This is a genomic window from Shewanella sp. NFH-SH190041, from assembly GCF_024363255.1.
Lineage (GTDB): Bacteria > Pseudomonadota > Gammaproteobacteria > Enterobacterales > Shewanellaceae > Shewanella.
In genome coordinates, this window is sequence record NZ_AP026070.1 from 2588362 (window position 1) to 2602441 (window position 14080).

12 protein-coding genes are annotated in these 14080 nt (G+C 48.5%); 5 read left to right on the top strand and 7 right to left on the bottom strand.

What is annotated here, in order from left to right; genetic code table 11:
• Nucleotides 1-74: 74 nt before the first annotated feature.
• Nucleotides 75-3167 carry an efflux RND transporter permease subunit gene (locus NFHSH190041_RS11530; protein WP_261921986.1) on the bottom strand — a complete coding sequence of 1031 codons (3093 nt, stop codon included), beginning with the start codon at nt 3165-3167 and terminating at the stop codon, nt 75-77.
• Nucleotides 3164-4249, bottom strand: coding sequence for an efflux RND transporter periplasmic adaptor subunit (locus tag NFHSH190041_RS11535; RefSeq protein WP_261921987.1), 1086 nt, complete (start codon nt 4247-4249; stop codon nt 3164-3166). Before NFHSH190041_RS11535 ends, NFHSH190041_RS11530 begins: the two co-directional genes overlap by 4 nt.
• Before the next feature lie 401 nt (nt 4250-4650).
• Here NFHSH190041_RS11535 and NFHSH190041_RS11540 point away from each other — a divergent pair, with 401 nt between their 5' ends.
• Nucleotides 4651-5535 (top strand): IS1595 family transposase, encoded by an 885-nt coding sequence (locus NFHSH190041_RS11540; protein WP_261925010.1) that lies wholly within the window; start codon nt 4651-4653, stop codon nt 5533-5535.
• Nucleotides 5536-5954: 419 nt separating this feature from the next.
• Here the strand turns inward: NFHSH190041_RS11540 and bamC are convergent, their stop codons facing one another.
• Both bamC and dapA read right to left on the bottom strand, forming a co-directional pair.
• Nucleotides 5955-7046 carry an outer membrane protein assembly factor BamC gene (gene bamC / locus NFHSH190041_RS11550; protein WP_261921989.1) on the bottom strand — a complete coding sequence of 364 codons (1092 nt, stop codon included), beginning with the start codon at nt 7044-7046 and terminating at the stop codon, nt 5955-5957.
• 3 nt (nt 7047-7049) lie between these two features.
• A complete protein-coding gene (gene dapA / locus NFHSH190041_RS11555; protein ID WP_261921990.1) occupies nt 7050-7934 on the bottom strand; it encodes a 4-hydroxy-tetrahydrodipicolinate synthase in 885 nt (294 codons plus the stop codon).
• A 168-nt stretch (nt 7935-8102) separates the two neighbouring features.
• Here dapA and NFHSH190041_RS11560 point away from each other — a divergent pair, with 168 nt between their 5' ends.
• On the top strand, nt 8103-8645 hold the full coding sequence (locus NFHSH190041_RS11560) for a glycine cleavage system protein R (RefSeq protein ID WP_261921991.1): 543 nt from the start codon (nt 8103-8105) through the stop codon (nt 8643-8645).
• Nucleotides 8646-8750: 105 nt separating this feature from the next.
• Nucleotides 8751-9221 (top strand): thioredoxin-dependent thiol peroxidase, encoded by a 471-nt coding sequence (bcp, locus tag NFHSH190041_RS11565; RefSeq protein ID WP_261921992.1) that lies wholly within the window; start codon nt 8751-8753, stop codon nt 9219-9221.
• A 138-nt stretch (nt 9222-9359) separates the two neighbouring features.
• Here the strand turns inward: bcp and NFHSH190041_RS11570 are convergent, their stop codons facing one another.
• Nucleotides 9360-9986 (bottom strand): LysE/ArgO family amino acid transporter, encoded by a 627-nt coding sequence (locus NFHSH190041_RS11570; protein WP_261921993.1) that lies wholly within the window; start codon nt 9984-9986, stop codon nt 9360-9362.
• A gap of 145 nt (nt 9987-10131) precedes the next feature.
• Here NFHSH190041_RS11570 and NFHSH190041_RS11575 point away from each other — a divergent pair, with 145 nt between their 5' ends.
• Complete coding sequence (locus NFHSH190041_RS11575; RefSeq protein ID WP_261921994.1) at nt 10132-11025, top strand: LysR family transcriptional regulator ArgP; 894 nt, start codon at nt 10132-10134, stop codon at nt 11023-11025.
• A gap of 97 nt (nt 11026-11122) precedes the next feature.
• Here NFHSH190041_RS11575 and NFHSH190041_RS11580 read toward each other — a convergent pair whose 3' ends face one another.
• Both NFHSH190041_RS11580 and NFHSH190041_RS11585 read right to left on the bottom strand, forming a co-directional pair.
• The gene (locus NFHSH190041_RS11580; RefSeq protein WP_261921995.1) at nt 11123-12187 is read right to left on the bottom strand and encodes an AI-2E family transporter; all 1065 of its coding nucleotides are present in this window, start codon (nt 12185-12187) and stop codon (nt 11123-11125) included.
• A 46-nt stretch (nt 12188-12233) separates the two neighbouring features.
• Nucleotides 12234-12467: a sulfurtransferase TusA family protein gene (locus NFHSH190041_RS11585; protein ID WP_261921996.1), complete on the bottom strand. Its 234-nt coding sequence runs from the start codon at nt 12465-12467 to the stop codon at nt 12234-12236.
• Between the two features lie 113 nt (nt 12468-12580).
• Here NFHSH190041_RS11585 and NFHSH190041_RS11590 point away from each other — a divergent pair, with 113 nt between their 5' ends.
• A complete protein-coding gene (locus NFHSH190041_RS11590; protein ID WP_261921997.1) occupies nt 12581-14071 on the top strand; it encodes a M48 family metalloprotease in 1491 nt (496 codons plus the stop codon).
• Nucleotides 14072-14080 lie beyond the last annotated feature (9 nt).

Sequence of the window (14080 nt, forward strand, 5' to 3'; positions counted from 1 at the left end):
AGACTTACAAGCTTAAAAGGCAAGCATCTATGGAATAATTGCAGCAACCGGTTAATTCCACTAATGAGTTAACCTCACTTATCCAGCTCTTGTTGTAACTGTTTTGCCACCGCGCCAGGAGCTGATGTCAGCCCGGCTAACAAGCGATAAGCGACCGGCACCACTAGCAAGGTAAATAGCGTCGCAACTATAATCCCCCACAACACCACAACCCCAATCACAAACCGGGTTTCGGCCCCGGCGCCAAAAGACATGACCAAGGGAACAGCCCCTGCAGCCGTAGTAATGCCGGTCATCAAAATTGGCCGTAATCGCAACTTGGCAGCTTGCAGTACTGCTTGGGATACTTGCAGGCCCTGATCCCGCAATTGGTTGGCAAATTCAACAATCAAAATACCATTTTTAGCCGCTAATCCAACCAACATGATAATACCTATTTGACTGTATATATTGAGACTTTGCCCGGTCATATACAGACCCAATAACGCCCCTAATGTTGCCAAAGGCACCGTTAACATAATAATCAGTGGGTGAATAAAGCTTTCAAATTGCGCCGCTAATACCAAAAACACGATAGCCAATGCCAACACAAAAACAAATGTCATCGAATGCCCAGATTGCTGATAATCCAATGATTGACCTTTATAGCTGATAACAGCTTCCGCTGGCAGGTGTTCTGCCACCAGCTGATTAAGGTAATCCAACGCTTCCCCTAAGCTGTAACCCTCAGCTAATCCCGCCTCCAAGGTAATCGCCCGCATCCGGTTATAACGGTTTAACCGGCTGGCATCGGCAAACTCTTCCACCTGGATAAGATTAGCCAGTGGGATCAGTTGACCGCTGCGCTCAGAACGCACATGGATCTGACTCAGATCCTCACCATTATTCTGAGCACTGCGCTCACCTTCGACAATCACATCATATTCTTCACCCCGGTGCATAAAGGTGGTCACCAGACGCGAGCCTAACATTGACTCTAAGGTACGGCCTATTTGCGCAATCGATACGCCCATTTCCGCGGCACGCAGCCGATCAATGATAATTCTGAGCTGAGGTTTAGTTTCCTGATAATCATGATCCAACCCCACCAAGTTAGGGTTGCTGCGAGCTTTTTCCAAAATAATATCCCGCCATGTTGCCAGCTCAGCATAAGTGGGACCACCGAGCACAAACTGCACAGGTTTACCGATACCACGACCAAATGCTTGACGCATAATCGGAAATGCTCGGATCCCCGCTAAGTCGGACAGGCGCTGACGAATATCTGCCGCAATGGCCGCTGCCGGGCGGCGCTTAGCCCAATCTTCCAGCACAATAATAGCCATACCACCGGAAAAATCTGCCACACTGCCCCACCCCCGCGGAGCCCGCACCAACAAGCGCTTAATTTCACCAGATTCAACCAAGGGCATCAGGCGGGTTTCCACCTCATTCATATACTCGCGGATATATTCATAACTGGCACCCTGTGGGCCATTCACCATCAGAAAAATCCCACCGCGATCCTCTTTTGGGGCAAATTCCCGGGGTAACTCCCTCACCAGCCACACACTGCTGGCCAGAGCAAACAAAGCCAAGATCACCACAGCAACAGGCTTGTCCATCGCCCGAGTCAGCAAACGACCATAGCTGGCAGACAAATGCGCCATACCCGCATCCACCTGCCGTACTAACCAGGGATCGGCCGTAGCTGGCTGCAAGACTTTTGAGCACATCATCGGGCTGAGCGTTAAGGCAACAATACTGGAAAACAGCACCGCGGCACTCATTGCCACAGCGAATTCTTTAAATAATTTGCCTAAATCACCATCAAGGAAGGTGATAGGCATAAACACAGAAATTAATACCAAGGTGGTTGCTATCACAGCAAATGCCACTTGGCGGGCCCCTAAAAATGCCGCTTTTAACGGGCTTTCACCCGTTTCAATCCGGCGGTGAATATTTTCCAGCATCACAATGGCGTCATCCACCACCATGCCAATAGCTAAAATCATCGCCAGCAGGGTTAACAGATTAATGGTGTAACCAAGGGCGTAGAGCACAATAAAGCTGGATAGCAAAGAGACAGGGACTGCTAACGCGGGAATGAGCATGGCCCGGACACTACCAAGAAACAGATAAATCACCACAATCACTAACGCCATGGCGATAAAGAGTGTCTGATACACCTCTTGGATAGAAGCCTCAATAAAGACCGAGCTATCATAGGAGCGCTTAATCGCCATCCCCGGCGGCAAAGTTTGATTTAATTCATCTGCCAACGCATTGGCCAAGCGGGAGACATCCAATGTATTGGCGGTAGACTGCTTCGCTACCCCAAGACCAATCATGGACTCACCATTACCCCGGAACATAATCCGCGCTTCATCCGAGCCCAGCTCCACCCGAGCCACATCCCCCAGCTTAATCAGGTACCCATCTTCACCTTCACCCAACACTAAGGCCGCAAAATCGGCCGGGGTATAAAAACTGCGGGCCACTCGCACTGAAAAGTGCCGCTCAGCAGATTCTACCGAACCCGCGGGTAATTCGAGATTCTCCGCCCGCAGCACTTTTTCCACATCAGCCACGGTCAAACCACGGGCGGCCAGTGCTTCACGATCAAGCCAGATGCGCATGGCGTAATACTTACCACCGCCGACCCGAATGGTTGATACGCCATCGAGGGCGGAAAAGCGATCAACCAGGTAGCGGCGGGCATAATCACTCAGCTCCAGTGTTGATAGGCGATCAGACACTAAATTAAGCCACATAATGACCTGATCACCACTGTTCGCTTTGCGCACTTCAGGCGGCTGCGCTTCTTCCGGTAAATTGTCAAGTAGGCGAGAAACCCGGTCACGCACATCATTCGTGGCCGATTCAATATCCCGGCTGATATCAAATTCCAGTGTTACCGTTGAGCGACCATCACGGCTACTGGAGCTAATATGGCGGATCCCTTCCACTCCGCTGACCCTATCCTCCACCAACTGGGTAATGCGACTCTCCACCACGGCGGCGCTGGCACCACGATAACTGGTATCAATCGACACCACAGGCGGGTCAATATCCGGATATTCCCGCAGTGGCAATTTATCAAAGGCCACTAAGCCAAGGATCACCAATAAAATACTCAGCACCGATGCTAAAACGGGCCGGGTGACGGCAATATCTGTTATCCTCATTGCCGCCCCTCCTCGGCAACACCAGCATAACTAAAAGGCTCAGCAGCCACCGTGGTAACATCACGTCCTGGGCGAACCTTCATCATGCCGCGGACCATCAATTGCTCCCCAGCTGCAATCCCACCGACCAGTTCCACAAACCCACGCTGCCGCATGCCCAAAGTCACCTGGCGGCGTACCACCTTGCCCGCTTCCACCAAATACACAAAGTGATCTGGCCCGATAGGAATAATGGCCGACTCCGGCACCATCATGGCATCACGGTGGTTGCTTATCAGCACTAATTGCATCAGCATCCCTGGTCGCAACAGCAGATCAGGGTTCGGGATTTCAGCCCGCACGGTGACGGCCCGTGTCGCCGCATCAATGCGAGTGTCAATGCCGCTAACTCGACCTTGGAATATTCGGCCGGGGTAGGCAACACTGGTGGCCTCAATACTGCGACCTGCAGCCATCTGACTGATAACGCGCTCGGGTACGGCAAAGTCCAATTTCACCACCGCCAAATCATCAAGGGTGGTCATCACAGTGCCGGGCGTGACCAAACTGCCTTTACTTATCTGCCGCAGGCCTAATAGCCCGGCAAAAGGCGCGGTAATATGTCGCTCCGCTACCGCCGCTTTGGCAGCCGCCAACTCAGCTTTGGCTGTATCAAGCTGACTTTGCAGTCTGTCACGCTCAAGCTCAGCCACGGTTTGATTACTCACTAAGGAACGGATCCGCGCTAATTCCCGCATCTGTTCATGCAGTTTTACCCTTGCCGCCTCTACCCTTGCCTGCTGATCAGCCGTATCAAGCTCTGCCAGTAATTGGCCTTTGTTAACAAATTGACCGTCATGAAAATGCAGTGCCGTTATGCGCTCCGCCACACTGGGGGTAATCACCACAGACTCTCTGGCGGCAACAGTTCCTATGGCAAACACTTCATCACGAACGGGAGAAATACGGGTATCAATCACTACCACTTGTACCGGCCCCCCCCGGCGAGATGGCGGCTTGGCATCCTGAGAGGAAAATGACCACCAATACCATGCTGAAGCACACAGCAATGCTGCAAGAGAGAATAAAATTATGTTTTTCATGACTTACTGTTCCATGTAAATGCCGGGTCAGTTTACATGGCAGCAAAACAGCATCAAGTAACTTTACCAAAAGTTACAAAAAGATAACCAACATCTTAATTGATACATCAAACAGTCAATAGGCTACAGATGGGTGATAGATGAGGCTCAGTTCTATGTAATGGCGTTAATCTATTTCCTTGCCACCAAGCACAGCGCCATAAGCAACAATGATGAAAACCAACTGATGACAGCAAACAATGACATCGATTAGACAAGTGAGAATAAGGCGAAATTGAGGAGAGAAAATAAATCAAAACTAGGGTCTGTTGACCTTTCATGATTAAATTTCATGCCTATGCACCTCGGTCAGTTTGGGCGTAATATAGAACCATAAATCGCTTCTTGTGGAGGGTTTTATGATGAACATGTCAGAAATGAGCTTTATAGATTGGCAACGTCAATTTCATTCAGAAAATGCCTGTCTTGATTACCTGAAAATGCAGCGATGGCCGGATGGATTTATCTGCCCTAAATGTGGTCATCGTCAAGCCTATCAAATCCATACCCGTGAGCTTTATGAATGCTGTCAGTGCCATAAGCAAACATCCGTGACATCTGACACGCTGTTTCACGGCACGCATATCCCGCTGTCTAAATGGTTTACGGCCATTTATTTTATAGGGTCAGACAAAGGCGGAATATCAGCATTACGGCTCAAAAAGCTCATTGAAGTTAACTGGCGAACGGCAAGGTTGATACTGAAAAAATTGCGTATCGCAATGGGGCACAGAGACAGACTGTATTGGTTATCTGGCAACATAGAATTGGATGATTGCTTGGTTGGCGGCAAACAAAAAGGTAAACGTGGTCGAGGCGCGGCAGGGAAAACACCGATAATTGTGGCCGTTGAAACCCAAGGTGAACGAGCCGGCTATATTGCCATGCAGGCTGTTAACCGTATCAGCCACCAAAGTGTCGAGCAATTTGTGCAAGCGCATATTCTCCCCAATCAATATGTTCGCTCAGATGGGCTACGTGCATTGACTATCATTGATAAAACCCAGCATCACGAAGCCAGAGTGACGCCGAAAGAATTGGTTGATGAGTGGCTCCCGTGGGTACATATCGCCATTAGCAACCTGAAAACATTTATTCAGGGCACATTCCACGGAATATCCAAAAAATATGTACAGGAATACCTCAATGAGTTCATTTATCGTTTTAATCGCAGAAGAATAGAAAAACAAATTCCTATGCGGTTGTTAAATATAGCTATTTTTCATTCACCTATGAACTCATGCTGAGCAAAGTGCATAGGCATGTTAAATTTTGTTCGAGATAAAAGCGTTTTAATCGCGGCGAGTGGTTTGGCGCCTAGTTATTCTAAGCAAGAACCGCTCAACAAAGAGTAAAACGCTTTTAGCCGAACCCTGCGGGCAGCGTTTGAGGCTCCTTTCTACTGCGTTATCGGCTTATCAGGTAGCGCAACTACCTATCAAAGCCTCTGCCTTGTATAAAGCAATCTCAAATCGCTGCAAAAACAAACTTGAAAGGTCAACAGACCCTAATAGTACCTAATGCCCAACTCACGAAGCGCATGGCCATACTGATAAAAAAACGCCCGGTCATATCCTGACCGGGCGTTATCATTCTTAACAGCAAGGTGCCAAATTATAAAAACTGCACAAGGTATAAGATGGGCTAAATCGTCACTGTCACGGACTTAACGGACTTTGCGATCTTCACTCATCAGCTCTGAAAATGCCTTATACACACCATCAATCACCTTATTATCCAGTGGCTTATCAGAAATATCCCGCAGCAATATTCGCGTTTGCTCACTATTAGTAGTGCGCTCCAACATCAGACGATAATTCCCTTTTTCCAGTGGCAGCTCAGTGTCATTCCACAATGAGCTCCAAAAGCCAGCATTATCGTCATAACTAAGGAACATCATGTCCTTGCTGCGATCCATATCCGTAATATCAAAGCCCATTTCCGGCAACACAATACGCAAACGGTTCCAGACTTTGTCAAAATCAGCATCGGCAAGATAAAAGTTTTGCTCTCCCTGCTCTAATGCAACATGGATCCCAAGACTCTGCTCCCGCTCACGAGCCTTAGTGGCCTGATCCCGTTTCAGACTCATATAGGCCACAGTAGAATTAAGCATATCTATGGTGTAACGACGTTTATCATTAGCCGTTAGAGCAATATCCTGTTTGTTGCCGTTATAACTTTCTTCATGGGCCAGCAATTTGATGACTATCGCACCGGTCCGCCCATGGGGACGCACCTGCACATCAAATTCATATTTCTGCCGCAATTGATAAATTTTGTCATCGCCCCACAGATTTGAGTCAATGACTTCATCATATTGGATCCAATCTGTGTCGATTTTACCGCTGGCAAAGTCAGCCCGGGCAATGCCGATATGGCGGCGATTGAGGAAGTCTTGCAGATAATCAAAAATTTCCTGTTTCAGATTAATCTTGCTATCGACAGACTCCACCACAATTTTAATATTGTCGCTGCCCTCTTCAACATGAGTGCCCTCTGCCATAGGTAAAATCTGCAGCGGTGGACGAATATCTAACTGGTTACCCACCAAGCTTGGATCAGCCTTAGGCCCCAACGGAGGTATGCTGTATTCACGGCTATAAGTTGGCGTTTTCAATCCTTGTGGAATAACCAAAGGGGCGGAGCGTCCGGCATTGAGGTAGTCCTCGTTGCCATTTGCCTGACGGCGTTCCATCGGGGTACTGCAGGCGGTCAAAGCCGACAACAGTATGACAGGCGTAAGATGCTTAAGCATGTATCAGTTAACCTCTATCCGGGCTTTGTTCATCGCTTGCAGCAGTTGACCATGATAAGTGTCAGAAAGTTCAGTCAAAGGCAGGCGAATATGATTATTATTGATCAATCCCATACGGTGAACGGCCCATTTGACCGGAATGGGATTGGCTTCGCAAAACAGTTCGCTATATAAGCCGGTTAAGGGGGCATCCAAGCGGTGAGCCAAGGTCGCATTGCCAGCCAGTGCAGCATCACACATAGCTTTAAACTCCGCTGGCACAAGATTGTTAGCTACCGAAATCACCCCATTGCCACCTAAGAGTAAAAATTCACAGGCGGTAGCATCATCACCACTGTAAAGCAGAAAATCGGCAGGGCAAAGCTGACGTAAGCGACTGCTGCGGCTTAAATCACCCGTGGCTTCTTTTACCCCAATAATCTTGCTGTGCAGTGCCAATTCAGCCACTGTCTCTGGCAGCATATCCACACCGGTGCGGCCGGGAACATTATATAAAATCTGAGGAATATCAGTACTGTCTGCCACAGCGCGATAATGAGCAATCAGCCCCTGCTGAGTCGGCTTATTGTAATACGGGGTGACGCAGAGCATTGCCGCAACATCCAGTTGACCCAGAGCCTGAGTCAACTCAATCACTTTGGCAGTAGCATTGCCCCCATTGCCGGCAATAACAGGAATACGCCCGGCGGCAAACGCAATAGTCTGCTTCACGACAGCCAAATGTTCTGCCAGGCTTAGGGTGGCAGACTCCCCAGTAGTCCCTACTGAAACGATGGCATCCGTGCCCCGGTCAATATGAAATTCCACCAGCTTTTCCAAGCTGGCATAATCGACTTCCCCGCTGCCGGTCATCGGCGTGATCAGGGCAACCATGCTCCCGTTTAACATCTGACTTCCCCAAGAATTCTGGACAAGCTATGGTACTGATGCCACAAGCGAATGACAAGCTCAGCCAGGACTATGAAAACGAATAAGTTGTGGTAGCATAACTCTCCGCATGAAAATCCGGCTACCGCTGTAAAAGCGCCTTAGATGTCGAAATAACGAGGAAAATTCATGACCAACTACCTGGTCGTCACCGCAATGGGGGCAGATCGTCCCGGCATTGTCAGCAACCTGGCCAGACTGGCCAGTGACTGTGACTGCGATATCGTCGACAGCCGCATGGCGTTGTTTGGCAATGAATTCACTTTAATTATGATGGTTTCTGGATCGTGGGCTGCCATCACCAAAATTGAGACCAGTTTGCCTGCATTAAGCATGGAACTGGAGTTATTGACGGTAATGAAACGCACCTCAAAACATCATATGCCGCAAAATTACATTTCCCGTATTGAAGTGACCTTCCACGGTCAGGATCAGCGTGGCACCATGACCCAGATCACACAGTTTCTGGCCGCCCGCTCACTGGATCTAGCCGCAGTCCGCTCCCACGCTGAAGAAGATGACCAAGGGCATTCTATCCAAACCGTAGTGCTGGCCATTAATATTCCAGAAAAAGTCGTCTTGGAAACCTTAGAGCACAGTATTCATCAACTGGCGCAAGATATGTCATTGGACTGCAGTATCAAACGGATGCAAGGTATTGCAGCGCCCTGATATACCCCACTTAATTGCACATCGCGACGTAAAGCGGGAAGATGCAGGACGGGAATTAAGTATATAACGGTTAACTATCATAGACATGACATAAGGAGCGTGCCCATGAACACATTACAGGCAGGGGATAAAGCCCCCCTATTTACGCTACACGATCAACATGACAAACCAGTGTCCCTGACTGACTGCCTCAGCCAAGGTCAAGTATTAGTCTATTTTTACCCCAAAGCTGCCACCCCAGGCTGTACCGTACAGGCTTGTGGGCTACGTGATAGCAAAGCCAGATTAGATGAACTGCATGTGACAGTGTTGGGCATCAGTCCGGATCCTGTGGCCAAACTTGCGCGCTTCAGTGATAAGCAAGCACTTAACTTCCCCCTGCTAAGCGATGAAGATCATGCCATTGCCACCGCGTTTGGGGTCTGGGGCGAGAAAAAGTTCATGGGGAAAATCTATGATGGTATTCACCGCATCAGTTTTCTGATCGGCCAAGATGGTGTTATCACTCAGGTATTTGATAAATTCAAAACCAAAGACCACCACCAAGTGGTATTGGATTACCTGACATTGAGTTAATCCGGCAAATAGATATAACAGATAACAAAGCGCCGACAATCGCTATAGATTGCCGGCGCTTTTGTTTTCCCTGTCGCGTCACCTAATATCCATATCAAATCAAAGGCGACAAATAATCATGCTTGTAGCTTGTGCAGATTAAGCCAAAAGCAGAGTCAGATAAGGCCACAACAGTGCAGCGGCAATGGTCCACATCGTCAAGCAGATAAAACGGTCCAAATAACACCAAGCCTGCGGCTTTTCAAATACCGGCCCTAATAATCTGGCGCCAAAACTAAGACTGAAAAACCAGATAATCGATGACACGATTGCACCGGCGCCAAACCAAAGTCTGACATTATCGGCGAACTGGGTACTGATACTGCCTAACAACACCACGGTATCCAGATACAAATGAGGATTGAGTAAGCTTATCGCCAGTGTCGTTAAAATGGCGGTGCGAAGTGAATCCGCCCCTTTAGCATGATCCAAGTCCATACCTTGAGGCTGAAATGATGACCTCAATGCATTAGCACCATACCAGATCAAAAAAGTCGCTCCGCCAAAACTGGCCAAATGCTTGATTAAGGGAAATTCTGTGATCAGATGCCCTAACCCCAGTACACCGGCAGAAATCATCACAGCATCGATGAGTGAGCAGAGTATGGCAATAGGTAACGGATGACTGCGGCGGATCCCCTGTTTTAATACAAATGCATTCTGGGCTCCTACGGCAACAATCAAACTGCCACCTACGCCCATCCCCTGAATAAATGCCGTTTGCATCGGCTCCCCTTATAGTTTTCTGATTTTTACTGGAGCGCAAGCATACCCAAGCCACATTAATAAATATAACTAATAATTTTTATGCCTTATCAGTTTTGCTAATATCAACATGACTTTTATTTCCACTCACTTGGGATGACTGATTATGTTTGATTATGTACAACTTAAAGCGTTAGCCGCCGTGATTAACTGCGGTGGATTCGAACGTGCAGCCCAGCAACTCAACATTACCCAATCTGCTGTTTCACAACGGATCCGACAACTGGAATTAAAAACAGGTCAGCCGCTGTTGATCCGAACCAATCCGGTTACGGCCACAGCGCTGGGTAAAAAATTATTACGCCATTTCGCCCAAGTAGAAATGCTGGAGCAAGAGTTACAAACCGAGTTGGCTGATGATACGCCCCAAACACCGAGTAAAATTAAAATTGCGGTCAACGCTGATACGCTGGCGACTTGGTTTCTGCCGGCATTGGCCCCGTTATTTCAGCGTAAAAACTGGCTGTTAGAGCTGATTGTCGATGATGAATCCTACACCCATCATCTGCTACAAAATGGTGAAGCCGTTGGCTGTGTCACCACAACAGCAACCCCAATGACCGGCTGTAGTAGTGAGCCCCTTGGCCAAATGGAATATCTGTGTGTGGCCACACCGCAATTCCAGCACCGCTATTTCCACAATGGCGTGACACCAACCAGCTTAGCCCTAGCTCCTGCGGTCATTTTCAGTACCAAAGACAAACTGCATGACAAATTTTTACAGCGTTACTTTGCCATGGCCGGCGGTGACTACTGGCAACATACCATCCCCTCATCAGAGAGCTTTTTAGAAAGTATTTTGCAACATATGGGATATGGCTTAGTGGCCCATCTACAGGCCGTGCCACTGTTAGAACAGGGGCGACTGGTTGAGTTAACCCCGGGGATGCGCAAACAAGTTCCGCTTTACTGGCAGCACTGGAATATCCGCGCCAAACAAACCACGTTAATTTACCGCGCGCTGATGACTCGCTGCCGACAACTGTTGTTACAGCCATAAAAAAACGGCACCAACTCCGCAAAGATGATGCCGGTTAAGTTATCGCACTAACGCGTAGTAACACTCACATAAACTAACGTTAGATTATAAAATGCTACTAGGGCTGCAACTGAGTCTGCGCAGGCCAAGCATTAATGACGGCTTTAATCAGCGAAGCTAATGGAATGGCGAAAAATACCCCCCAAACGCCCCATAAACCACCAAAAACCAAGACTGCGGCAATAATAATGACAGGGTGCAAATCCACCGCATCAGAAAACAATAGCGGTACCAATACATTACCATCAAGTGCCTGGATAATCCCGTACCCTATCATCAGATAAGCAAAATCTGAGGTAAAACCCCACTGGAAAAAGGCAACCAAGGCAATAGGTAAAGTCACCAGTGTGGCACCCACATAGGGGATCAACACCGATAAACCGGTCAATACGCCCAATAATGCGGCATAGCGCATATCCATCACCGCAAAAAAGATATAACTGGCAACGCCCACGACCACAATTTCAATCACTTTGCCGCGGATATAGTTAAAGATCTGCTGGTGCATCTCATCCCAAACTTTACCAGCCAACTGGCGGTTAGCCGGAATAAAGCGTTTGGCACCATGGATCAGTTCATCTTTATCTTTAAGGAAGAAGAACATCAGCATAGGAACCAAAATCGCGTACACCATAAGTACCAGCAGTGACGCAGAATAACCCAATAAATGCCTACCTAAATCAAAAAGATGCTCGGTATCCAGTAAACGGCGCAGCTGATCCACCATGGCATCGAACTGCTCTGGCGGCACAATTTGCGGATATTTCTGTGCCAACCCTTCCGCCAAATGCAACCCCTTATCCAGCATACTGGGTAACTCGGCAATCAAAGAGACACCCTGACGCCAGATACTGGGGACTAACCCTAGCACCAGCAAGAGTACCAAACCGATAAACAACACCAACACCAAGGAGGCGCCAGTGGTTCGGTTAATACCGATCCGCCCCATTTGCACCACGGGCCAATCCAACAAAAATGCCAATGATAATGCCACAAAAATAGGGGCTAACAGCTCGGCGCCAAAATAAATCAACCCAGCGCACATCAATAAGATAAATACCAGGGTCACGGCCTGGGGATCGCTAAAACGCTCTTTGTACCAGCGTTGAATAAAACTTAACATTCACTCTTCCAATAACTGATCAACACCATGAACTGGTCTGACTGCCTTAACCTGCTGCAGTCAATTGCTTGGTTATGACTAAAGATAGCGTGCCATCAGGCCCGCTCAAATATTTGAGAACATGTCCCTGTTTTTGTAAAAAGGCGGGAACATCCTGACGTGACGCAGTGTCTGACAACAAGATATGAAGCTGCTCCCCCGGCGCCAAATGCTTAAGAGCCAGTTTGGTCCGGACCAGAGGAACCGGACAGCGAAAAGCAGTTAAATCAATAAAAAGCATAATGAACTTGCTATCACCAAGGGACGGCCATTATCCTAACTTGCAACTTAAACCACAAGTCACATCTCCCCGGGGTTGTGGCCGGGAAGCCGAACCAGCAGCAGAGGATCCGCTTGCGAAACATGACCTATCCGGCGCTAAAACGCGCCTTGATTGCCAGCTCATTGTCCCTGATCTTATCTGCAGGGGCGATTGCCGATAGTTTTACCCCATCGAGCAGCTTTTCCGGCAATAACCTGCCAGATCTTGGCACTGTGGCAGTTAACAGCTTTAGTTTGGAAAAAGAAAATCAGCTTGGTGATGCCTATATGCGGGTGATCCGTGCCTCAACGCCCATTGTGACCGATCCGGTACTCAATCAGTATCTGACTGAACTGGGTGATAAACTGGTGGCCCATGCCCACGATGTCAAAACCCCGTTTTATTTCTTTTTACTACAAAATGATGAAATTAACGCCTTTGCCTTTTTTGGCGGCCATATCGGGGTGCATACCGGACTGTTTCTCAACGCCGATAATGAAAGTGAGTTAGCCTCTGTGTTAGCCCACGAAATCACCCACGTCACCCAGCGGCATCTGGCACGCTCTTTTGAAGCACAACAAAAAGCGGCGCCAGCCACTATCGCAGGAATGCTCGGCGCTATCTTATTAACCATTGCAGCCCCTCAAGCGGGTATGGCAGCGCTTGCCACCACTCAGGCACTGTCCGCCCAAACGAAAATTAACTATACCCGCCAGCATGAAAAAGAGGCTGATCGTATCGGCATGCAGGTAATGGTGGACTCCGGCTTTGACCCCGATGCTGCAGCAGACTTTTTTGCTAAGCTAGCAGCCCGTTATCGCTTTACCAGCAAACCACCGCAAATGCTGCTCACCCACCCGCTACCGGAATCCCGTATTACCGAGGCTCGCAACCGGGCAACACAGTATCCTCATCACCAGGTGGCGGATAATCTGAATTTCCAACTGGCCAAAGCCAGAATTGAAGTGCGCTTCTCCAGTTACAGTGATGCTGCGGCGCTGGCACTATTTGAGCAGCAATTAGATCGCAAACAGTACAGTTTTAAAGCTGCCGCACGCTATGGTAAAGCACTGGCATTATTCCGACTGAAGGAGTTTAGCGCCGCAGAAACCATCATCGATGAATTGCGCGCTAAAGATCCCGATAATTTGTTTTATCTGGATACCAAAACCGATCTGCTGGCCCAGCACAACGCCTATCCAGAGGCGATTAAATTGCTGTCGACACAGTTGGCACTGAAGCCAACGTCTCAAGTGATCAACATTAACCTGGCCAATATCTATATCGAGGCGGGTCAGGCTGACAAAGCTATCGGGCTATTGGAAGAGATGATTTTTCTTGATAAACAAAATCCCCTACCTTACCAACTGTTGGCAGATGCCTACCTGAAGCTGAAAAATAAATCCATGGAACATTTTGTCCGCGCTGAAATTATGGCACTTAATGCCGATTACGATGGCGCCATTGATCAGCTTAATTTTGCTTTTCGCTCAGCCCAAGATGAACCGCTGCAGCAAGCGCGGGTGGAAGCCCGAATTCGCCAATTCAAACAAGCGCGTCAGGCGATGGAAGCCCTGAAATAATCTACAGAG

Excerpts from the sequence above, each read along its gene's own strand:
- NFHSH190041_RS11530 (WP_261921986.1), bottom strand. The coding sequence starts at position 3,167 with ATGAGGATAACAGATATTGCCGTCACCCGGCCCGTTTTAGCATCGGTG.
- NFHSH190041_RS11535 (WP_261921987.1), bottom strand. The coding sequence starts at position 4,249 with ATGAAAAACATAATTTTATTCTCTCTTGCAGCATTGCTGTGTGCTTCA.
- NFHSH190041_RS11540 (WP_261925010.1), top strand. The coding sequence starts at position 4,651 with ATGAACATGTCAGAAATGAGCTTTATAGATTGGCAACGTCAATTTCAT.
- bamC (WP_261921989.1), bottom strand. The coding sequence starts at position 7,046 with ATGCTTAAGCATCTTACGCCTGTCATACTGTTGTCGGCTTTGACCGCC.
- dapA (WP_261921990.1), bottom strand. The coding sequence starts at position 7,934 with ATGTTAAACGGGAGCATGGTTGCCCTGATCACGCCGATGACCGGCAGC.
- NFHSH190041_RS11560 (WP_261921991.1), top strand. The coding sequence starts at position 8,103 with ATGACCAACTACCTGGTCGTCACCGCAATGGGGGCAGATCGTCCCGGC.
- bcp (WP_261921992.1), top strand. The coding sequence starts at position 8,751 with ATGAACACATTACAGGCAGGGGATAAAGCCCCCCTATTTACGCTACAC.
- NFHSH190041_RS11570 (WP_261921993.1), bottom strand. The coding sequence starts at position 9,986 with ATGCAAACGGCATTTATTCAGGGGATGGGCGTAGGTGGCAGTTTGATT.
- NFHSH190041_RS11575 (WP_261921994.1), top strand. The coding sequence starts at position 10,132 with ATGTTTGATTATGTACAACTTAAAGCGTTAGCCGCCGTGATTAACTGC.
- NFHSH190041_RS11580 (WP_261921995.1), bottom strand. The coding sequence starts at position 12,187 with ATGTTAAGTTTTATTCAACGCTGGTACAAAGAGCGTTTTAGCGATCCC.
- NFHSH190041_RS11585 (WP_261921996.1), bottom strand. The coding sequence starts at position 12,467 with ATGCTTTTTATTGATTTAACTGCTTTTCGCTGTCCGGTTCCTCTGGTC.